Below are 18,485 nucleotides of genomic sequence, written 5' to 3'. Positions count from 1 at the left end.
CCGATGAGGCAGAGCATGATCCGAGGCAGTAACTGGTTGGCCGCAGCCGGCATGGCGCTGGCGCTCGCAGGTTGCGACACCGTCTCCAATCTCGGCTCCCAGCCCGCCGTCGCCGAGCTCGACACGCGCGACGCCGCCGACGCCAGCGTCAATATCGGCTCGCTGACCGAGGTCATCTCCCGCAACCCGAACGATCCCGGCGCCTACAACACCCGCGGCGCGGCCTATGCCCGCGTCGGCCGCTTCTCCGATGCGATCGCCGATTTCACCAAGGCGGTGCAGCTCGATCCCAACCTCGCCTCCGCCTACACGAATCGCGGCCTGGCGCTGCGCCAGAGCGGCCGCAACGATTCGGCGCTGGCCGATTTCAACCGCGCCACCACCGCCAATCCGAATTACGCGCCGGCCTATATCGCCCGCGCCAACCTGCTGCGCCAGCAGGGCAACAGCCAGCAGGCGCTCGCCGATCTCAACACCGCGATCCGCCTCAACCCCGAATCGGCGGAAGCCTTCCATGCGCGCGGCCTCGTCTACCAGAAGGAAGGCCAGCACCAGCACGCCGTCACCGATTTCGACTCGGTGATCGACCGCAACCCCTATACCGCCCCACCCTATATCGCGCGCGGCCAGAGCCTGAACGCGCTCGGCAAATACGATGCCGCGCTCGAGGATTTCACCGCCGCGCTCAACGTCGACAACCGCAGCGCCGATGCCTGGGCCGGCCGCGGCTTCGCCTTCGAGAAGCTCGGCAAGAAGGCCGAGGCCTCGGAAGCCTATCAGCGCGCGCTCTCGCTCGACGGCAACAACGCGCTCGCCCGCGCCGGCTCCTCGCGCATGGGCGGCGGAGGCGGCCTGTTCCGCAGCTGACGCAGCCGGCAGCACGGCCTATCGCATATCCGGATAATTGTCGTGCCGCCCTTAAACGGGCTGAAAGACCTCCTGCCCGATATTCGAGCATCGGATCAATCCGACGTTAAGGCTGAGATCCGCCGCGCTGGCGTCCAGCCGCTCGATGGCGAGGGAGACCGCACCGACATGACCGACATGATGATGGCCGCGACCGAACGCAAGCATATCGACCGCCCGGCGCGCTGGGAGTGCACGGCCGATATCACGATCGCGGATCACGCCGGCCGCGAGCTTTTCGCCAAACTCGGAAACATCTCGGATTCGGGTTTCATGGCCGAAGCCGAGGAGACGGTGCTCGTCGGCTCGATCGTCACCGTCGATCTGCCCGGGCGGGGGCCCGTGCGGGCCGAGGTCCGCTGGTCGAACGGCTGGCGCTTCGGGTGCCTGATCCTGCCGGCCTGAGCGAGAATCAGAGCAGGACGAGCGCGAGCAGCATCAGCACCAGCGAGACGGCCGGCGCGCGCCACGAGATCGAGGGCGCGGCGATGCCGACGACGGCGCCGATGACGGCGATCAGCGTGCCGAACAGCGCCGTGCCCCAGGCATGCTTGGCGCCGCCGACCGCGAGCGCCGCGACGATGGCGAGCGAGGCGACCGTCACCACCTCGGCGAGCAGGAGGAAGCCGGCATAGGTCCGCTCATGCTCACGATAGTCCATCGCGGGGATGTCGGCGTGATGGGCGTGCTCGGCCATGGTCTCGATCCTGAAAAGACTTGAGGTCCCCACGCCTGTAGCGCACCCGCGGCGCAGGAGCAACGCGGCAGCGCGCCACTATGCCTTCAGCCCCGCCTCGGCCAGCGCGGCGCCTTGCCGCTCGGCGACGCGCGCGACGCAGAAGCCGTCGATCTCCGCCTCGAACAGCCGGTGGAAGTTCAGTTCGGCGTCGAGATGCAGGAAGACGCCGCCGAGTCCGATCGCGGCGCGATCCATGAAGACGAACTCGCGCGGCACCGTCACCGGTCCGCGCTTCTTCAACGCCTGATGCACCTGGAAAGCCTGCTTGCGGCCGTATTCGGCCGGGCTGACGCCCTCGGCGATGCGCCTGACCCGATCCTCCAGCAAGGGCCCGTAGATGAAGCGCGCCCAGATGTTCAGCGTCTCGACCAGATCCCGGCTCAGCCCCTTGAAGCCCCAGGTCTCGTAGGCATGGACGACGCGGGCCTCGTCGCCGTCGCGCAGACCTTTATAGAGATCGACCACGCCGCCGACGAAAGCCTCCGGGAAGATGCGGATGCAGCCATAGTCGAGCAGGTTGATGCCGGCAGGCGCGCCATCCTCCGAGAAAACCGTGTAGTTGCCGAGATGCGGATCGCCATGGATGACGCCGTGATGGCTGAAGGGCCGCCACCAGGCCTTGAACATCGCCGTCGCGATCAGGTCGCGCGCGCCCTGCCCGTCCTGCTTGTGAGACAGGATCGGGCTGCCATCGAGCCAGTGCATTGTGATCAGGCGCCGCGTCGACAGCTCCGGTTCGGCCCGCGGCACGCGCACCTGCGGCGTATCGGCCAGGATAGCGCGGTAGAGCGCGATATGCTTCGCCTCGCGGCGGTAATCGAGCTCCTCGCGCACGCGCGCGCCGATCTCCTTGGCGATCTCGGTCGTATCGATCACCGCACCCATGCGCCGGTGCAGCGAGAACAGCACCTGAAGCTGCGCGATATCGGCCTCCACCGCCGATTCCATGTCGGGATATTGCAGCTTACAGGCGAGTGCGGTGCCTTCGAGCGTGGTCGCGCGATGGACCTGCCCGAGCGAGGCCGCCGCCACCGGCTTCAGCTCGAATGTGCCGAAGCGCTCGCGCCAGCGCGGCCCGAGTTCGGCCATCATCCGCCGCTTGACGAAGGCCGCGCCCATCGGCGGCGCCTGCGATTGCAGCTTCTGCAATTCGGCGGCGTATTCCGGCGGCACGACGTCGGGAATGGTGGCGACGAGCTGCGCCACCTTCATGATCGGCCCTTTCAAGCCCCCCAGCGCCCTGGCCAGCGCCTCGGCATTGGATGCCTCGCGGCCCTCGACGCCGAACAGCCGCGCCCCCGCGATCCGCGCCGCGACGCCGCCGACATTGGCGCCGACGCGGGCATAGCGCGCCGCGCGGGCGGAGAATCGGTTGGCTTCGGCGTCGCGTTCGGACATGGGCGGCTGGCTCTCGCTTTCCCCTGAAGATGTAGGCCGCGCCCGGCCGAGCGCCAGTACCGCTAGACTTCGCCCCGCCCCGCCAGCAGGCAGATCCGCCGCGCCACCTCATAGGCGGTCTCGAAGGCCGGGACGGGCAGGAATTCGAAGCGCGAGTGGAAATTATACGCGCCGGTGAAGAAGTTCGGCGTCGGCAGCCCCCGCGCCGAGAGGGCCGCCCCGTCAGTGCCGCCCCGCATCGGGATGAGCTTCGGCGTGATCTCAAGCTCGGCCAGCGCAGCCATCAGCAGATCGACCGAGCGCCGATCCTCGCCCATGCTGTCGGCGATGTTGCCATAGGTGTCGCTCACCTCGAAGGTCACGCGCCCGGTCGGATAGCGCCCGGCGATCTCGGCCGCGACTTCCCCGATCCGCCGCTTGCGCGCTTCGAAGGCTGCCTTGTCGAACTCGCGGATATTGGCCTTGAGCACCGCCTGCGCCGCATTGGCGGCAAGCTCGGTGAACCAGACATAGCCCTCGCGGCCTTCGGTGTTCTCGGGCGTCTGCGCACGATCGAAGGCGGCGACGAAATCCTGCGCCATCAGCAGCGGATTGACCATCACGCCCTTGGCAGACATCGGATGGGCGGTGACGCCGGTGAAGACGATCTCGGCGCCGGCCGCGTTGAAGTTCTCGATCACCACCTCGCCGACCTCGCAACTGTCGATCGTATAGGCGAAATCGCAGTCGAACCGGGTCAGATCGAGCGCCTTGGCCCCGCGCAGGCCGATCTCCTCGTCCGGCACGAAGGCGACCAGGATGTCGCCGTGCCCGTCCTGCGGACCAAGCTTCGCCAACAGCGTCATCACGATCGCGATCGCCGCCTTGTTGTCGGCGCCGAGCACGCTGGTGCCGTCGCTGAAGACGATGTCGCTGCCCTTCCAGCGCACGATCTCGGGATGCTCGGCGACCCGCAGCCAGATGTCCTCGCCCCGGTTGAGGCACAGATCCTGCCCCTCGAAGCGCAGCACCTGCGGCCTGATCGCCGGCGACAGGCCGACATCGACGGTATCGATATGGGCGATGAAGCCGATGCGCGGCGCGCCTGGCCGGTTGCCCCGCTTGCGCGCGGTCACCGTGGCGTGGTCGTCGACGACGACGTCGTCGAGGCCGAGCGCGCGCAACTCGCCGGCGAGCAGCTCGGCCAGCCTCTGCTGTCCGGGCGTGCTCGGCAGGCTCGTCGCCCGCGGGTCGCTCTGGCTCTCGACCGCGAGATAGCGGAAGAAATGTTCGAGCAGGTGTTCGCGCAGGCTCATCGGGCGGCCTCCTTCGGCCAGTTGTCGCGGATCCAGCGGGTCAGGCCCTCCTCGTCGACCTCACCGGCGGCGAGCGCGAGGATGGCGGCGGCGGCACTCTCCTGCGATGGCGCGAAGGCGACACCGTTGAGACGCAGGAAAACGAGCAAGGCGAGCAGGGCGCCCCGCTTGTTGCCATCGATGAACGGGAGGTTGCGGGCAATGCCGGAGGCATAGGCCGCGGCGAGCACGGCAAGATCGGTCTCGCCATAGGCGAAGCGGTTCAGCGGCCGTGCCAGCGCCGATTCGAGCAGGCCCGGATCGCGGATGCCGCCCGGCCCGCCGAAGAGCGCGAGCTGCTCGGCATGGATATCGTAGACGATCTCCGCCGAGAGCCACAGCGGCTCGCTCATTTGGCGAGCTCACGCAGCGCGCCCGCATAATCCTTCATCGCCTGACGCGCGGCGGCCATCGCCCGTGCGTGCAAATCGTCGTGGCGCTGAAGCTTGAGCCCGCCTTCCGGCTGCCGAACGACCTCCAGCCTGTCGCCCTCGCCGAAGCCGAGCTGCACCAGCAGTTCCTTGGGCAGGATGAGGCCGAGCGAATTGCCGATCTTGCGGATCTGGAGCACCGTCGCCTCGGCCGTCTCGACCTTCTTCGCCTCGCTCATGATCGCGGCCTTTCCGTTATACGCTTCGTATAACATGACACCCCCGGCATCGCGACGTCTTTCGCAAGGACCGATCGATCGTCCGTTCCTTCGGCGGAACGCTTGCTCCATTTGCGCTTCGCTGCCAGAACTGTCGCGATCGGGGGCGGGAGCGGGCATCCATCAATGAGCGAGACCGCCGTTGCGGAGTTGCCGCGCGATTTCGACGGGTTGCGCGCGCTGATCCTCAGCCAGCGCGAGAGCCTGCCCAAGCGCATCGCGCAGATCGCGGCCTATGCCCTCGACAACCCCGACGAGATCGCCTTCGGAACCGCCGCCAGCATCGCGGTCTCGGCCGGGGTGCAGCCCTCCACCCTGATCCGCTTCGCCCAGCATCTGGGCTTCGACGGCTTCACCAGCCTGCAGGCCGTCTTCCGCGAAAGGCTGCGTGGGCGCAATTCGAGCTATGAGGAACGCCTCGCCATGCTGCGGGGGGGCGACGATGGCGCCGCCGGCAACCACCGCATCCTCGACGGCCTGCTGACGGCCTCGCGCAAATCGCTCGACATGATGAGCCGCACCCTCGACGAGGCGACGCTCGACCGCGCGATCGCGGTGCTCGCCCGTGCCGAGACGATCCATATCCTCGCCCGGCGCCGCTCCTATCCGGTGGCGAGCTATCTCGCCTATGCGCTCGGCAAGCTCAAGGTCCGCAACCAGCTGATCGAATCCGCCGCCGGCCTCGATCCCGAGATGATCGCCTTCGCCACGCCGAAGGACGCCGTCATCGTCGTCTCGTTCTCGCCCTATGCGCCCGCCACCATCGCGGATGCGCGCGGCCTCGCCGAACGGGGCGTGCCGCTCATCGCCATCACCGACAGCGCGTTTTCCCCGTTGGCGGGCCTCGCGAAACTGTGGTTCGAGGTGGCGGAGGCGGATTTCGGCGGCTTTCGCACGCTCGCCTCGACCATGGCGCTGGCGATGGCGCTCGCGGTCGGTATCGGCGAGGCCCGCCGGAGCGGACACGGCACGCCGGGCTGACGACACAGGAATAGCTATTCCGCATTGACGAGATGCTGGAATTATCATTTCATTTTTACGATGCGGGCCGTTCGGCGCCGCTGACCGTCTTAAGGCCGGAGGACAACATGGCGGGACCGCTCGGCGGATCGGCGCAGCCGCTCGACGTCATCACCATCGGCCGTGCCTCGGTCGATCTCTACGGCCAGCAGATCGGCTCGCGGCTGGAGGATGTCGCGAGCTTCGCCAAATCGGTCGGCGGCTGCCCGGCCAACATCGCCATCGGCACGGCCCGGCTCGGCCTGCGCTCGGCGCTGCTCACCCGCGTCGGCAACGAGCAGTTCGGCCGCTTCCTGCGCGAGCAGCTCGCCCGCGAGGGCGTGGACCTCGCCGGCGTGAAGACCGATCCCGAGCGGCTCACCGCGCTCGCCCTCCTCTCGGTCGAGAGCGATGCCTCCTTCCCGCTGCTGTTCTACCGCGAGAACTGCGCCGACATGGCGCTGGAGGAAGGCGACATCGACCCCGCCTTCATCGCGCGGGCCCGCGCCGTCGTCGTCACCGGCACGCATTTCGCCAGGCCCGGCCCCGAGGCCGCCCAGCGCAAGGCGATGCGGCTGATGCGCGAGGCCGGCGGCAAGGTCGTGCTCGACATCGACTACCGCCCCAATCTCTGGGGGCTCGCCGGCCACGACGCCGGCGACAACCGCTACATCGCCTCCGACGCCGTCTCCGCGCGGATGAAGACAGTCCTGCCCGGCTGCGACCTCGTCGTCGGCACGGAGGAGGAGGTGCTGATCGCCTCGGGCGAAAGCGAGCTCATGCCGGCGCTGAGGACGATCCGTTCGCTCACGCCCGCGACCATCGTGCTGAAGCGCGGCCCGATGGGCTGCATCGTCTATGAGGGCGCGATTCCGGAGGATCTGGAGCAGGGCATCGTCGGCCGCGGTTTCCCGATCGAGGTCTACAACGTCTTGGGCGCGGGCGACGCCTTCATGTCCGGCTTCCTGCGCGGCTGGCTCGGCGGCGAGAGCTTGCAGACCACGGCGACCTGGGCCAATGCCTGCGGCGCCTTCGCCGTCTCGCGCCTGCTCTGCGCGCCGGAAAACCCGACCTTCGAGGAGCTGCGATATTTCCTGAAGGAAGGCAGCCCGCACCGGGCATTGCGCAAGGACGAGGCGATCAACCACATCCACTGGGCGACGACGCGCCGGCGCGGCATCCCCTCGCTGATGGCGCTCGCCTGCGACCACCGCTCCCAGCTCGAGGAGCTTGCCGCGAAGCTCGGCGCCGATCCGGCCCGCATCCGCGCTTTCAAGGTGCTCGCGGTCAAGGCCGCCGCCCGCGTCGCCGATGGCCGGCCCGGCTATGGCATGCTGCTCGACGAGAAGCACGGCCGCGAGGCGATGTTCGAATTCGCCCGCCACCCCTTCTCCTGGCTCGGCCGCCCGGTCGAGCGGCCGGGCTCGCGTCCGCTGCGCTTCGAGACAAGCCAGGATATCGGCTCCCTCCTGCCGGAATGGCCGGTCGACCACTGCATCAAATGCCTGTGCTTCTACCACCCGGACGATCCCCCCGCGCTGAAGCGCGAGCAGCAGGAGAAGCTCCGGACCTTGTTCGAGGCGGCACGCAAGGTCGGGCGCGAGCTCCTGATCGAGATCATCGCCGGCAAGCATGGCGCGCTTGGCACCGACACGGTCGCCCGTGCGCTCGACGAGATCTACGCGCTCGGCATCAAGCCCGACTGGTGGAAGCTGGAGCCGCAAGCCTCGGCCGCAGCCTGGGCGGCGATCGAGGCAGCGATCGCCCGGCACGATCCCTGGTGCCGCGGCGTCGTGCTGCTCGGCCTCGACGCACCCGCGGACGAGCTGGAAGCCGGTTTCGCCGCCACGGCGAACGCACCCATCGTCAAGGGTTTCGCGGTCGGGCGCACCATCTTCATGAACGCGGCCGAGGGCTGGCTTTCAGGCCAGATTTCCGATGAGGAGGCCATCGCCGACATGGCGCAGCGCTTCGAGGCGCTGACCGGCCTCTGGCTCGCCACGCGCGGCCGCAAGGCGGCCTAGCCGGAGATCGATCATGACCGCCACCATCCGCCTCACCATGGCGCAGGCGCTGACGCGCTTCCTCAGCCGCCAGATGACCGAGATCGACGGCAAGCGCCTGCCGATCTTCGGTGGCGTCTGGGCGATCTTCGGCCATGGCAATGTCGCGGGGCTGGGCGAAGCGCTCTGGCACGAGCGCGAGCGCCTGCCGACCTTCCGCGCCCATAACGAGCAGGCCATGGCGCACGCGGCCATCGCCTATGCCAAGGCGCAGATGCGCCGCCGCTTCATGGCCGCGACCACCTCGATCGGTCCCGGCGCGACCAATCTCGTCACCGCCGCCGCACTCGCCCATGTCAACCGCCTGCCGGTGCTGCTCTTGCCGGGCGACGTCTTCGCCAGCCGCATTCCCGACCCCGTCCTCCAGCAGGTCGAGGATTTCGGCGACGGCACGGTCTCCGCGAACGATTGCTTCCGTCCCGTCTCGCGCTATTTCGACCGCATCACCCGCCCCGAGCAGATCATCCCCGCGCTCGCCCGCGCCATGCAGGTGCTGACCGACCCGGCCGAATGCGGCCCGGTCACGCTGGCGCTGTGCCAGGACGTGCAGGCCGAGGCTTTCGATTATCCCGAGAGCTTCTTCGCCGAGCGCCTCTGGATGCCACGCCGCCCCCGCTCCGACCGCGACGAGCTGAAGGCCGCGACCGATGCCCTGAAATCCGCGAAAAAACCGCTGATCGTCGCCGGCGGCGGCGTGCTCTATTCCGGCGCGAGCGCGGCGCTCGCCCGCTTCTCGGCCGAGACCGGCATCCCCGTCTGCGAGACGCAAGGCGGCAAATCCGCCCTGCCCGACGACGACGCGCTCAACATGGCGGCCGTCGGCGTCACCGGCACGGCGGCCGCCAACCGCCTCGCCGCCGAGGCGGACCTGATCCTCGCCGTCGGCACAAGGCTTCAGGATTTCACCACCGGCTCCTGGGCGCTGTTCGGCGCCGCGCGGAAGACGATCATCGGCCTCAACGTCCAGCCCTTCGACGCCGGCAAGCACCGCGCCCTGCCGCTGGTCGCGGACGCCCGCGAGGGCCTCGCCGAGCTCGCCGAAGCCATCGGCGACTGGAAGGCGCCGGCAGGCTGGACCGCCGGCGCCAGGGCCGGCAAGGCCGCATGGCGCGCAGAGGCGGACGCCGCCACCGCCCCGACGAACGCAAGCCTCCCCTCGGATGCGCAGGTCATCGGCGCCGTCCAGCGCGCGCTCGGCTCGGACATTATCCTGCTGCATGCCGCCGGCGGCCTGCCCGGCGAGCTGCACAAGCTCTGGCGAGCCGGCCCGCCCGGCTCCTACCACGCCGAATACGGCTATTCCTGCATGGGCTACGAGATCGCCGGCGGGCTCGGCGCCAAGATGGCACGGCCGGACAGGGAGGTCGTCGTCATGGTCGGCGACGGCTCCTATCTGATGCTCAATTCCGAGATCGCGACCTCGGTGATGCTCGGCCTCAAGCTCACCATCGTGCTGCTCGACAATCGCGGCTTCGGCTGCATCAACCGGCTCCAGAACGCCACCGGCGGCCAGAGCTTCAACAACCTGCTCAAGGACACCCGGCACGAGACCCTGCCCGAGATCGACTTCGTCGCCCATGCCGCGAGCCTCGGCGCGACCGCGGCGAAGGCGGCCTCGATCGCGGAGCTGGAGACCGCGCTGGCGCAGGCGAGGGCGAACAGCCGCACCACGGTCGTCGTCATCGACACCGACCCGCTCACCTCGACCGGTGCCGGCGGCGCCTGGTGGGACGTCGCGGTGCCCGAGGTCAGCGAGCGCGACGAGGTCCGCGCGGCACGGGTGGACTACGACGCGCGGCGCAAGCGGCAGCGCCTCGGTGAGTAACGGGCAGACAGCAGGAAAGACCCGAGACATGATCCGCATCGGCGCGAACCCCATCGGCTGGTCGAATGACGACATGCTGGAGATCGGCGGCGACATCCCGCTCGAAACCTGCCTGAGAGAGGCCCGCGAAGCCGGCTTCACCGGCATGGAGCTCGGCAACAAGTTCCCGCGCGAGGCGGGCAAGCTGAAGCCGATCCTCGACGCGCACGGCCACGCCCTGGTCTCGGGCTGGTATTCGACGGAATTGCTGATCCGCGACGTCGCCGCCGAGATGGAGGCCGTGAGAGCCCATGCGGGCCTGCTCAGCGCGATGGGCTCAACGGTCCTGATCGCGGCCGAGACCTCGAACGCGATCCATTCCGACATCGCCAGGCCGCTCTCGGCCCGCCCCGTCCTGCCGAAGCCGCAATGGGACGATTTCGGCGCGCGCTACACCAACTTCGCCGCAGCGGTCGAGGCCGAATACGGCCTCAGGCTCGTCTACCACCACCATATGGGCACGGTCATCCAGACCGAGGCCGAGATCGACCGCTTCATGAGCATCACCGGGGAAGCCGTCGGCCTCTTGCTCGATACCGGCCATGCGACCTGGGGCGGCGGCGATCCCGCCCGCATCGCCCGCCACTGGAAGGCGCGCATCCGCCACGTCCATTGCAAGGACATCCGCGAGGCGGTGATGTGGCGCGCCAATCGCGGGGACTGGTCCTTCCTCGAAGCGGTGCTCGCCGGCGTCTACACCGTCCCGGGCGACGGCCTGATCGACTATGTCCGCGTGCTGAAGGAGCTTCGGGGTTATTCCGGCTGGATCGTGGTCGAGGCCGAACAGGACCCGAAGAAGGCGGAGCCCGCGGCCTATGCCAGGCTCGGCCACGCCAATCTCAGCCGCTTCATCGCGGAAGCGGGGCTGGCCTGACGGCAGCCCAACGGAGAGGAATGAGCCGATGTCGCATCTCAAGGTCAGGCCGAGCGGAACGCATGACCGCGTCACCCATGTCACGCCGCAAAGCGCCGGCTGGACCTATGTCGGCTTCGACCTCTACCGCCTGAAGCCGGGCGAGACCGCCTCGGCGAAGAGCGAGGATCGCGAGACCTGCCTCGTCTTCGTCACCGGCAAGGGAAGGGTCGCGGCCGGAGGCAGGCCGCTCGGCGAGCTCGGCCGGCGCATGAGCCCCTTCGACGGCAAGCCCTGGGCGGTCTATGTCCCGCAAGGCGGCGGCTGGTCGGTCACCGCCACGACGGATCTCGAGCTCGCCGTCTGCACGGCGCCGGGCCTGGGCGGCGGACTGCCGGTGCGCGTCATCGAGCCGGGCGATCTCGGCCAGGAGACCCGCGGCAAGGGCTCCAACACCCGCCACGTCACCAATATCCTGCCCGAGAGCGAGCCGGCGGATGCGCTGCTCGTCGTCGAGGTGATCACGCCCGCGGGCAACACCTCGAGCTACCCGCCCCACAAGCACGACCGGGACGACCTGCCGCGCGAATCCCATCTGGAGGAGACCTATTATCACCGCCTGAACCCGCCGCAGGGCTTCGGCTTCCAGCGCGTCTACACCGACGACCGCAGCCTGGACGAGAGCATGGCGATCGAGGATGGCGACGTCGTGCTGGTGCCGAAGGGCTATCACCCCTGCGCCACCTGCCACGGCTACGATCTCTACTATCTCAACGTCATGGCCGGGCCGAGGCGGACCTGGAAGTTCCACAACGCCGCCGAGCACGAATGGCTGCTGAAGGGGTGAGTTCTTCCCGGGTCGAACGAAAAACGGCTAGGGATTGCACTTGTAGACGGTGCCCTTGCTGTCCGGCCCCTTCCACTTGATGTCGGCGACGCTGGCGAGGACATGGGTCCCGCCCATCTCGGCGGCGGCGATCTTCAGGCGCGTGATCACCGAATCGCGCGTCTTGTCCAGGGTCATGATCGACTGGAGGCTCTCCTGGCCGTCGATCTCGCCGAGCGCCGCGCAAGTCTCGACGACGCCCTTGGCGTCGGTCACGACGACGATGCTGCTGCGCGAGGAATGATAGGCGCAGGCGCCAAGCAGCAAGGCCGGCAGAAGGATGAAGAAGCGTGGCATCGTCGCGTCCGGGCTGTCCTGATCGGATCGCCGCCATGTTCCGCCGCTTCGGCGCAAATGCAAGCCCGGGCCGCCCTGCATCCGCCCGCAGCCTCGCGGCCATGGCCAAGTTGCCGCGATCCGGCCCGAAACATTAACGCAAAGGCTGCGACATTCTTGACCTGCCGGCACGGCTGCCTTTAAGTCGCGACAGGCTGATGGGAGGCTGAAAAAGGATAGACTATGCGTAGCATTTTGATCGTTGGGGCGATGGCCGCCCTTCTTGCCGGTTGCCAGACCGCGCAGGAATCCATGGCCGACGCCGAAGTCACCTGTGAGGCTCAGGGTTTCCGCCCCGGCACCCGCGCCTATCAGCAGTGCCGCTCGGCGAACTATGTCGAAAACCGCCGCGCCTCCAACGAGGCCGGCAATGCGGTTGCGGCCGGCGTGGCCGCCGGCGTCATCGGCGGCGCCATCGCCGCCAGTGCCGCACCGCGTTACGGGTACGGCTATTACGGCCCGCGCCGCTACTGGTGGTGAGCCGGGGCGGCGCCTTCCCGAAAGGCGCCCTGCCCTATAACGAAGCCCTGCGGCGCCTTCCGCCGCAGGGTTTTTTTTGCCTGCCGGCAAGGCACTGGGTCGAAAAGCGGAATCCGTCTTTCGGCCCGGCGCCATGACGATGGGATAGCTCAGCGCCGGGACGCGCGTTTCCGGGCCGGCGGCGGGGCCGGCTCGGCAGCGGACGCCGCGCTCATGAGCGAGCCGACGGCGTAGATCGCAAGCCCGATGCCGATCAGCGCCGCGACCGGCTCGCGGCCGGCGCGCCTGGCCAGCATGCGCCCGCCCCTGTCGGCATAGTCGCGCGCGATCGCCGCATAGTCTCCAGCCCGGCCGGCGTAATCGTCGGCGACGCCGCGTTGCGCGTCGAACCAGCTTCGCCCGGATTTCAGCGCCCGGCCGCCCGCATCGGCCACATCGGCCCCGTAATCCTGGAGCCAGCCGCGCCACCGGCCATAATCCGGCAGCGAGGGCGAAGGCTCTCTGCGCGACACAGCCCAGGCGATCAGCCCGATGCCGAGCGCACCCAGCCCGAGCGTGGCGAGCGGATGGCGCTCGACGGTGCGCACCACCGCCTGCCCGCCCTCGCGAACGGCCTCGAGCGGCTCGGCCTCGTCCCAGGCGTCCTTCGCCCGCTCATAGCCTTCCCTCACGGTCTCGCCCGCCCGGCCGGCCAGCTCCGCCGCCTTGCCGCGCAGATCGCTTGCCGTCTCCCCGGCCTCCTCGGCGGCCTTCGGGACATCGGGCGGGAAGCTGTTGCTGATCGCCATGGCGGTTTCTCCGTTTCTGGATGGGGTCATTGCAGTGAACGATGCGGGCGCGGCCCGGTTCCAACGCCGCGGCAAAACAGGCGCGCCTCGGTCACGACCGCGTCACGATTGCATGCGACCCATCATCGGACAGGGGCTATCAACGAGAAGGAGACGCCGCATGCATGTTCAGCACCTCCAGATCGCTCACCCGTTCGTTCTCTCGGATCCCGAATGGATCGCGCTGGAGAGCATCGAGGAGGAGACCCGCCACTTCATCTTCGATGAGACGATGCTGCAGGCCCTGCGGGATCGCGGCCTCGTCGAGCCGGACGGCGCCCTCTGGCGCGTGACGCAGACCGGCCAGAAGCGCCTGAACGAACGCGACTGAGCCCGCCTCCGGCGGGCTTCTTCATTGCGGCGCTGGAAAAGCGCCGGTGCCAGCGCCATCTAGGGCTCCCCTTCCTTTCCGATGAGTCGCCATGGGCAAGCCCGTTTCCATCACCATCTCCCATGAACTCGGCCGCGATGCTGCGCTCGCACGGCTGCGCGGCGGGCTGGACGGCATCCGCGACCGGCTCGGCATGGTCAGGATGCAGCTCACCGAGGAGCGCTGGGAGGGCGACGCCCTGCATTTCGGCGTCGGCGCGCTCGGCCACGCCGTCCATGGCCGCGTCGAGGTCGAGGACAGGCTCGTGCGCGTCGAGGTGACGCTGCCCTGGATGCTCGCGGTCTTCGCCGAGAAGCTCAAGCTCGGCGTCGAGAGGCAGGGCGGGATCCTGCTGGAGAAACCGAAGGGCTAGAGCATCGGACCGAAAAGTGGAATCCACTTTTCGGAAAAATCCGATGCTGCGAGCTTCAGCCGACGAGGTCGAAGCGGATGTCCTGCGCGCCTTCGTAGAGCGTCTTGCGGCCGAGCGCGTAGAGGTTCTCCAGCCCCGAGGTCAGGGTGATGAAGTGGTTGCCCGAGAGCACGCCCGCCTTGCTGGCGAACTGCACGCCGCCATAGGCGAGCAGGATCTCGGTCTCGCTGACCCCGCCCGGATAGAGGATGATGTGGCCGGGCGCCGGATAGGCCGTGTTGTTCTCGTAGCCGACGCCGAAATCGAGATCACCGAGCGGCATCCAGACGCCCTCGCCGCTCCAGCGCACATGCACGATCTTGCTGATGAACGGCATCTGCTTCCTGAACGCGGCGCAGGTCTTGGGAGCCGCATCCAGCTCGAACTTCGCATCGAACCTGTACGGGCCGGCAGTGACGATCAGCTTGCTCATGAAATCCCCTCTTCCTGGAAAAGGCGGCGAAGCTGCTGAATGACATCACGCCTCAGGGCCGCGCAAGAGCGTTCCGCCTCAGCCGATCGCCTCCCTGAGGTCGAGCGTTCCGCTCTGGCCGATCGCCTCGTAGTTGCGCTTCAGCCAGCGCTTGCCGGCGCTGCGGCCGATGTCGCGCAGCTTCAGGAGGAAGGACCACTCCGCGTTCATCCGCGAGGAGGAGGTGAGTTCGGCCAATGGCAGGCCGCCGTCGATGCGGTGCATCAGCACGCGCTTGTATTCGTCGCGCGGCAGCTTGCCGGCATCGACGAGGCGGTTGACGAAGTCGATCGCCCTGAATTCGCGGAGCAGCGAGGCGTTGAAGGTGATCTCGTTCAGCCTGTCCTGGATCTCGCGCGCCCTGGTCGGCAGCTCCCGGCGCTGGATCGGGTTGATCTGCACCAGGAGCACGTCGTCGCAACGCGCCTCGTAGAACAGCGGGTAGAGGGCCGGGTTGCCCATATAGCCGCCGTCCCAATAGGCCTCGCCGCCGATCTCCACCGCCTGGAACACCATCGGCAGGCAGGCCGAGGCCATCAGATGGTCCGGCGTCAGCTCGCGGCCCTCGAACACCGCGATCTTGCCGGTGCGGACGTTGGTGGCCGCGATGAACAGCTTGACCGCGTCGCAGGCGCGCACCTTGTCGAAATCGATCAGCTCGGCGATGACGCCGCGCAGCGGGTTGATGTTGAGCGGGTTGACGTCGTAGGGGCTCGCCACCTTGGCGAACATCTCGAGGAACAGCATGCCCGGCGGCGTGCCGCTGGCGTTGCCCCAGGCGCCGAGCATGGTGTCGAGCAGCGAGCGCTGCGAGCCGCCGTATTTGCCGTCGACGCTGATCGCCCGCCAGAATGCCTCGAGCTTGGCGCGCGCCCCCTCCGCCCCGCCCTCGATCCAGCCCTCGGCCAGCACGACCGCGTTCATCGCGCCGGCGCTGGTGCCGGTCAGCGCCTCGATGCCGAGGCGCCCGTCCTCCAGCACGGCGTCGAGCACGCCCCAGGTGAAGGCGCCGTGCGCGCCCCCGCCCTGCAACGCCAGCGATACGATCTTCTCGGTTCCGGGGCCGGTGAGAGCCGGGGCCGGCTCGGCCTTGCGCGACGGGCGCCCGCTCACGCGGCCGTCCAGCCGCCGTCGATCGGCAGGACCGAGCCGGTGATCGACTTCGCCGCATCGGTGCACAGGAACACCGCCAGCGCCGCCACCTGCTCGACCATGACGAATTCCTTGGTCGGCTGCCCGGCCAGCATGACGTCGTTGACGACCTGCTCCCGGGTCAGACCACGGACCTTCATCGTATCGGGGATCTGCTTCTCGACCAGCGGCGTCCAGACATAGCCGGGCGCGATGGCGTTGACGGTGATGCCCTTGGTCGCGACCTCGAGCGCGACCGTCTTGGTGAGGCCCGCGATGCCGTGCTTGGCGGCGACATAGGCGCTCTTGAACGGCGAGGCGGTGAGCGCATGCGCGGAGGCCGTGTTGATGATGCGGCCCCAGCCCTTCTCCCTCATCTTCGGCAGGGCGGCGCGGATCGTGTGGAAGGCAGAGGACAGGTTGATCGCGATGATCTGGTCCCATTTCTCCGGCGGAAATTCGTCGACCGGCGAAACAAACTGGATGCCGGCATTGTTGATCAGGATGTCGATGGCGCCGAACGCCTTCTCGCCCGCGGCGATGAAGCCGGCGATCTCGGCGGGCTTGCCCATATCGGCGTCAGAGAACACCACCGCGACCCCGAATTCGGCCGCCAGATCGGCGCGCAGCTTCTCGGCGTCGGCCGGCGCCATGATGCCGTTGATCACGAGGTTGGCGCCCTCGGCTGCGAGCGCGCGGGCATAGGCGAGCCCGATGCCGGAGGTCGATCCGGTGATGGCAGCGGTACGGTCTTTGAGGAACATGAGCGTCAAGGCTCCTGACAATCGGGAAGAAAATGCTTAGGGTCGGATCAGGACGTGGCAATGCACCGACGGATATCGCGCAGGTTGCCCGATGAGTCTTCGCAACGCAACATGACGAAAATGCAGCCGAATGCGCATTCCCACGGTGGCCATGACCATGCGTCCCATGACCATGGCGACGGGGCCTGCCGCCATGCCGACGAGCATCGCCGCCATGCGGCGGAAGCGCTTGCCCGGGCCGAGCGCATCTGCCGCGAGCGGGGCCTGCGCCTGACCCCGATCCGGCGGCAGGCGCTGGAGGCGCTCCATGCCGACCATCGCCCGGTCGGCGCCTATGACCTGGCCGACCGGCTCTCGCCGGAAGGCGGGCGCCGGCTCGCGCCGATCTCGATCTACCGCGCGCTCGACTTCCTGGTCGAGCAGGGCTTCGTCCACCGCCTGTCGTCGAAGAACGCCTATGTCGCCTGCCTGCACGGCCATGGCGTAAACGAGGTCGTCGCCTTCCTGATCTGCGAATCCTGCGGCGGGGTCGACGAGGATTCCTCGCCCGCCATGAAGAAAGCGGTGGCGGCCATCGCCGAAACGCGGCAATTCTCACCCTCTCACCAGATGGTCGAGATCGTCGGCCGCTGCGAGCATTGCCGGAGCACCGGTTCGTGATGTCTTCCCATGGTCATGGGCAACCTCTAGAGCAGCCCGCATGAACGAGCGTGCCTTCTCCTACCTGATGCCGGAGCGCGCCGGTCCGTTGGGTCGCCAGCTCACCGTCCCGGTCAGGATCGGCAATGTCGTCGTCGGCGGCGGCGCGCCCATCGTCGTGCAGTCGATGACCAACACCGACACCGCCGATGTCGCCGCCACGGTGGCGCAGGTCGCCGCGCTCGCCCGGCAGGGCTCGGAGCTCGTCCGCATCACCGTCGACCGCGACGAGGCCGCCGCCGCCGTGCCGCGGATCCGCGAGCGGCTCGACCGCATCGGCGTCGACGTGCCGCTGATCGGCGATTTCCACTATATCGGCCACAAGCTGCTCGCCGACCATCCGGCCTGCGCGCAGGCGCTGGCGAAATACCGGATCAACCCCGGCAACGTCGGCTTCAAGGACAAGAAGGACAAGCAGTTCGCCCAGATCATCGAGCTCGCGATCCAGCATCGCAAGCCGGTGCGCATCGGCGCCAACTGGGGCTCGCTCGACCAGGAGCTGCTGACGGCGCTGATGGACGAGAATGCCCGCGCCATCCGCCCGCTCGACGCGCGCGCCATCATGCGCGAGGCGATGGTGCAGTCGGCCCTGCTCTCGGCCGAGCGCGCCGAGGAGATCGGGCTCGGGCGCGACCAGATCATCCTCTCCGCCAAGGTCTCCGGCGTGCAGGACCTGATCACGGTCTACCGCATGCTGGCGAGCCGCGCCGACTATGCGATCCATCTCGGCCTGACCGAGGCGGGCATGGGCTCGAAGGGCATCGTCGCCTCCTCCGCCGCGCTCGGCATCCTGCTCCAGGAGGGCATCGGCGACACCATCCGCTATTCGCTGACGCCCGAGCCCGGCGGCGACCGCACGCTCGAGGTCAAGACGGCGCAGGAGCTGCTCCAGACCATGGGCTTCCGCGCCTTCGTGCCGCTGGTCGCCGCCTGTCCCGGCTGCGGCCGCACCACCTCGACCGTGTTCCAGGAGCTCGCCCGGGATATCCAGGACTGGATCTCGGCCTCCATGCCCGAATGGAAGGAACGCTTCCCCGGCGTCGAGGGCCTCAACGTCGCGGTGATGGGCTGCATCGTCAACGGCCCCGGCGAGTCCAAGCACGCCGATATCGGCATCTCGCTGCCGGGCACCGGCGAGGCCCCGACCGCCCCCGTCTTCGTCGACGGCCGCAAGGTCGCGACGCTGCGCGGCGCAGGAATCGCGGCGGAGTTCAAGATAATGGTCGCAAGCTATGTCGAGCGACGCTTCGGCGCCGGATCCGGCGCCGCCCGCTGATCCCTCCTTTGCGCGCTCACCCGCAAC

The 18,485-nt window shown here is 68.4% G+C and carries 22 protein-coding genes; 12 read left to right on the top strand and 10 right to left on the bottom strand.

Going from position 1 to position 18,485, the window contains the following annotated elements; genetic code table 11:
• Positions 1-15 precede the first annotated feature (15 nt).
• Both M9917_RS10725 and M9917_RS10720 read left to right on the top strand, forming a co-directional pair.
• The gene (locus M9917_RS10725) at positions 16-867 is read left to right on the top strand and encodes a tetratricopeptide repeat protein (protein ID WP_297253521.1); all 852 of its coding nucleotides are present in this window, start codon (positions 16-18) and stop codon (positions 865-867) included.
• 168 nt (positions 868-1,035) lie between these two features.
• On the top strand, positions 1,036-1,311 hold the full coding sequence (locus tag M9917_RS10720) for a PilZ domain-containing protein (protein ID WP_297253519.1): 276 nt from the start codon (positions 1,036-1,038) through the stop codon (positions 1,309-1,311).
• A 7-nt stretch (positions 1,312-1,318) separates the two neighbouring features.
• Here the strand turns inward: M9917_RS10720 and M9917_RS10715 are convergent, their stop codons facing one another.
• The 5 genes from M9917_RS10715 to M9917_RS10695 all read right to left on the bottom strand — a co-directional run bounded on the left by M9917_RS10715 (position 1,319) and on the right by M9917_RS10695 (position 4,987).
• Positions 1,319-1,603: an aa3-type cytochrome c oxidase subunit IV gene (locus M9917_RS10715; RefSeq protein ID WP_297253517.1), complete on the bottom strand. Its 285-nt coding sequence runs from the start codon at positions 1,601-1,603 to the stop codon at positions 1,319-1,321.
• Between the two features lie 78 nt (positions 1,604-1,681).
• Positions 1,682-3,043 carry an ABC1 kinase family protein gene (locus M9917_RS10710; protein ID WP_297253515.1) on the bottom strand — a complete coding sequence of 454 codons (1,362 nt, stop codon included), beginning with the start codon at positions 3,041-3,043 and terminating at the stop codon, positions 1,682-1,684.
• A 62-nt stretch (positions 3,044-3,105) separates the two neighbouring features.
• Positions 3,106-4,338: a peptidase T gene (gene pepT, locus M9917_RS10705; protein WP_297253513.1), complete on the bottom strand. Its 1,233-nt coding sequence runs from the start codon at positions 4,336-4,338 to the stop codon at positions 3,106-3,108.
• Positions 4,335-4,730 (bottom strand): type II toxin-antitoxin system death-on-curing family toxin, encoded by a 396-nt coding sequence (locus tag M9917_RS10700; protein ID WP_297253511.1) that lies wholly within the window; start codon positions 4,728-4,730, stop codon positions 4,335-4,337. The genes pepT and M9917_RS10700 overlap by 4 nt, the downstream gene beginning before the upstream one ends.
• Positions 4,727-4,987: an AbrB/MazE/SpoVT family DNA-binding domain-containing protein gene (locus tag M9917_RS10695; RefSeq protein ID WP_297253509.1), complete on the bottom strand. Its 261-nt coding sequence runs from the start codon at positions 4,985-4,987 to the stop codon at positions 4,727-4,729. Before M9917_RS10695 ends, M9917_RS10700 begins: the two co-directional genes overlap by 4 nt.
• Before the next feature lie 165 nt (positions 4,988-5,152).
• Between M9917_RS10695 and M9917_RS10690 the strand changes: the two genes are divergently transcribed.
• From M9917_RS10690 to iolB, 5 genes are all read left to right on the top strand, one after another.
• Positions 5,153-6,007: a MurR/RpiR family transcriptional regulator gene (locus tag M9917_RS10690; RefSeq protein ID WP_297253507.1), complete on the top strand. Its 855-nt coding sequence runs from the start codon at positions 5,153-5,155 to the stop codon at positions 6,005-6,007.
• A 107-nt stretch (positions 6,008-6,114) separates the two neighbouring features.
• Positions 6,115-8,049, top strand: coding sequence for a bifunctional 5-dehydro-2-deoxygluconokinase/5-dehydro-2-deoxyphosphogluconate aldolase (locus M9917_RS10685; protein WP_297253504.1), 1,935 nt, complete (start codon positions 6,115-6,117; stop codon positions 8,047-8,049).
• A gap of 13 nt (positions 8,050-8,062) precedes the next feature.
• On the top strand, positions 8,063-9,913 hold the full coding sequence (gene iolD, locus M9917_RS10680) for a 3D-(3,5/4)-trihydroxycyclohexane-1,2-dione acylhydrolase (decyclizing) (protein ID WP_297253502.1): 1,851 nt from the start codon (positions 8,063-8,065) through the stop codon (positions 9,911-9,913).
• 28 nt (positions 9,914-9,941) lie between these two features.
• A complete protein-coding gene (gene iolE, locus M9917_RS10675) occupies positions 9,942-10,826 on the top strand; it encodes a myo-inosose-2 dehydratase (RefSeq protein ID WP_297253500.1) in 885 nt (294 codons plus the stop codon).
• Between the two features lie 28 nt (positions 10,827-10,854).
• Positions 10,855-11,652, top strand: coding sequence for a 5-deoxy-glucuronate isomerase (gene iolB, locus M9917_RS10670; RefSeq protein WP_297253499.1), 798 nt, complete (start codon positions 10,855-10,857; stop codon positions 11,650-11,652).
• A 27-nt stretch (positions 11,653-11,679) separates the two neighbouring features.
• On the opposite strand, the gene M9917_RS10665 is transcribed toward iolB, so the two are convergent.
• Complete coding sequence (locus M9917_RS10665) at positions 11,680-11,988, bottom strand: hypothetical protein (protein ID WP_297253497.1); 309 nt, start codon at positions 11,986-11,988, stop codon at positions 11,680-11,682.
• Positions 11,989-12,210: 222 nt separating this feature from the next.
• On the opposite strand from M9917_RS10665, the gene M9917_RS10660 reads away from it, so the two are divergent.
• The gene (locus M9917_RS10660) at positions 12,211-12,507 is read left to right on the top strand and encodes a hypothetical protein (RefSeq protein ID WP_297253495.1); all 297 of its coding nucleotides are present in this window, start codon (positions 12,211-12,213) and stop codon (positions 12,505-12,507) included.
• A gap of 149 nt (positions 12,508-12,656) precedes the next feature.
• Here the strand turns inward: M9917_RS10660 and M9917_RS10655 are convergent, their stop codons facing one another.
• The gene (locus M9917_RS10655) at positions 12,657-13,295 is read right to left on the bottom strand and encodes a hypothetical protein (RefSeq protein ID WP_297253493.1); all 639 of its coding nucleotides are present in this window, start codon (positions 13,293-13,295) and stop codon (positions 12,657-12,659) included.
• 160 nt (positions 13,296-13,455) lie between these two features.
• On the opposite strand from M9917_RS10655, the gene M9917_RS10650 reads away from it, so the two are divergent.
• Positions 13,456-13,665, top strand: coding sequence for a hypothetical protein (locus tag M9917_RS10650; RefSeq protein ID WP_297253491.1), 210 nt, complete (start codon positions 13,456-13,458; stop codon positions 13,663-13,665).
• A 91-nt stretch (positions 13,666-13,756) separates the two neighbouring features.
• Positions 13,757-14,077: a polyhydroxyalkanoic acid system family protein gene (locus M9917_RS10645; RefSeq protein WP_297253489.1), complete on the top strand. Its 321-nt coding sequence runs from the start codon at positions 13,757-13,759 to the stop codon at positions 14,075-14,077.
• A 55-nt stretch (positions 14,078-14,132) separates the two neighbouring features.
• Here M9917_RS10645 and M9917_RS10640 read toward each other — a convergent pair whose 3' ends face one another.
• The 3 genes from M9917_RS10640 to M9917_RS10630 all read right to left on the bottom strand — a co-directional run bounded on the left by M9917_RS10640 (position 14,133) and on the right by M9917_RS10630 (position 16,483).
• Entirely contained in the window at positions 14,133-14,549 is a 417-nt protein-coding gene (locus tag M9917_RS10640; protein WP_297253487.1) for a DUF3830 family protein, read from the bottom strand.
• Between the two features lie 78 nt (positions 14,550-14,627).
• Complete coding sequence (locus M9917_RS10635; RefSeq protein WP_297253485.1) at positions 14,628-15,701, bottom strand: patatin-like phospholipase family protein; 1,074 nt, start codon at positions 15,699-15,701, stop codon at positions 14,628-14,630.
• Positions 15,698-16,483: a 3-hydroxybutyrate dehydrogenase gene (locus tag M9917_RS10630; protein ID WP_297253483.1), complete on the bottom strand. Its 786-nt coding sequence runs from the start codon at positions 16,481-16,483 to the stop codon at positions 15,698-15,700. Before M9917_RS10630 ends, M9917_RS10635 begins: the two co-directional genes overlap by 4 nt.
• Before the next feature lie 111 nt (positions 16,484-16,594).
• Between M9917_RS10630 and M9917_RS10625 the strand changes: the two genes are divergently transcribed.
• Positions 16,595-17,143: a Fur family transcriptional regulator gene (locus tag M9917_RS10625; protein WP_297253481.1), complete on the top strand. Its 549-nt coding sequence runs from the start codon at positions 16,595-16,597 to the stop codon at positions 17,141-17,143.
• Between the two features lie 40 nt (positions 17,144-17,183).
• Positions 17,184-18,458: a flavodoxin-dependent (E)-4-hydroxy-3-methylbut-2-enyl-diphosphate synthase gene (gene ispG / locus M9917_RS10620; protein WP_297253480.1), complete on the top strand. Its 1,275-nt coding sequence runs from the start codon at positions 17,184-17,186 to the stop codon at positions 18,456-18,458.
• Positions 18,459-18,485: the final 27 nt, after the last annotated feature.

Origin of the sequence: Bosea sp. (in: a-proteobacteria), from assembly GCF_023953965.1 — a bacterium.
Classification (GTDB): domain Bacteria; phylum Pseudomonadota; class Alphaproteobacteria; order Rhizobiales; family Beijerinckiaceae; genus Allobosea.
This window is presented reverse-complemented; position numbering and strand designations above follow the sequence as displayed.

Bases quoted from the DNA above. Each gene is read 5' to 3' on its own strand.
- M9917_RS10725 (WP_297253521.1), top strand. From the start codon at position 16: ATGATCCGAGGCAGTAACTGGTTGGCCGCAGCCGGCATGGCGCTGGCG.
- M9917_RS10720 (WP_297253519.1), top strand. From the start codon at position 1,036: ATGACCGACATGATGATGGCCGCGACCGAACGCAAGCATATCGACCGC.
- M9917_RS10715 (WP_297253517.1), bottom strand. From the start codon at position 1,603: ATGGCCGAGCACGCCCATCACGCCGACATCCCCGCGATGGACTATCGT.
- M9917_RS10710 (WP_297253515.1), bottom strand. From the start codon at position 3,043: ATGTCCGAACGCGACGCCGAAGCCAACCGATTCTCCGCCCGCGCGGCG.
- pepT (WP_297253513.1), bottom strand. From the start codon at position 4,338: ATGAGCCTGCGCGAACACCTGCTCGAACATTTCTTCCGCTATCTCGCG.
- M9917_RS10700 (WP_297253511.1), bottom strand. From the start codon at position 4,730: ATGAGCGAGCCGCTGTGGCTCTCGGCGGAGATCGTCTACGATATCCAT.
- M9917_RS10695 (WP_297253509.1), bottom strand. From the start codon at position 4,987: ATGAGCGAGGCGAAGAAGGTCGAGACGGCCGAGGCGACGGTGCTCCAG.
- M9917_RS10690 (WP_297253507.1), top strand. From the start codon at position 5,153: ATGAGCGAGACCGCCGTTGCGGAGTTGCCGCGCGATTTCGACGGGTTG.
- M9917_RS10685 (WP_297253504.1), top strand. From the start codon at position 6,115: ATGGCGGGACCGCTCGGCGGATCGGCGCAGCCGCTCGACGTCATCACC.
- iolD (WP_297253502.1), top strand. From the start codon at position 8,063: ATGACCGCCACCATCCGCCTCACCATGGCGCAGGCGCTGACGCGCTTC.
- iolE (WP_297253500.1), top strand. From the start codon at position 9,942: ATGATCCGCATCGGCGCGAACCCCATCGGCTGGTCGAATGACGACATG.
- iolB (WP_297253499.1), top strand. From the start codon at position 10,855: ATGTCGCATCTCAAGGTCAGGCCGAGCGGAACGCATGACCGCGTCACC.
- M9917_RS10665 (WP_297253497.1), bottom strand. From the start codon at position 11,988: ATGCCACGCTTCTTCATCCTTCTGCCGGCCTTGCTGCTTGGCGCCTGC.
- M9917_RS10660 (WP_297253495.1), top strand. From the start codon at position 12,211: ATGCGTAGCATTTTGATCGTTGGGGCGATGGCCGCCCTTCTTGCCGGT.
- M9917_RS10655 (WP_297253493.1), bottom strand. From the start codon at position 13,295: ATGGCGATCAGCAACAGCTTCCCGCCCGATGTCCCGAAGGCCGCCGAG.
- M9917_RS10650 (WP_297253491.1), top strand. From the start codon at position 13,456: ATGCATGTTCAGCACCTCCAGATCGCTCACCCGTTCGTTCTCTCGGAT.
- M9917_RS10645 (WP_297253489.1), top strand. From the start codon at position 13,757: ATGGGCAAGCCCGTTTCCATCACCATCTCCCATGAACTCGGCCGCGAT.
- M9917_RS10640 (WP_297253487.1), bottom strand. From the start codon at position 14,549: ATGAGCAAGCTGATCGTCACTGCCGGCCCGTACAGGTTCGATGCGAAG.
- M9917_RS10630 (WP_297253483.1), bottom strand. From the start codon at position 16,483: ATGTTCCTCAAAGACCGTACCGCTGCCATCACCGGATCGACCTCCGGC.
- M9917_RS10625 (WP_297253481.1), top strand. From the start codon at position 16,595: ATGACGAAAATGCAGCCGAATGCGCATTCCCACGGTGGCCATGACCAT.
- ispG (WP_297253480.1), top strand. From the start codon at position 17,184: ATGAACGAGCGTGCCTTCTCCTACCTGATGCCGGAGCGCGCCGGTCCG.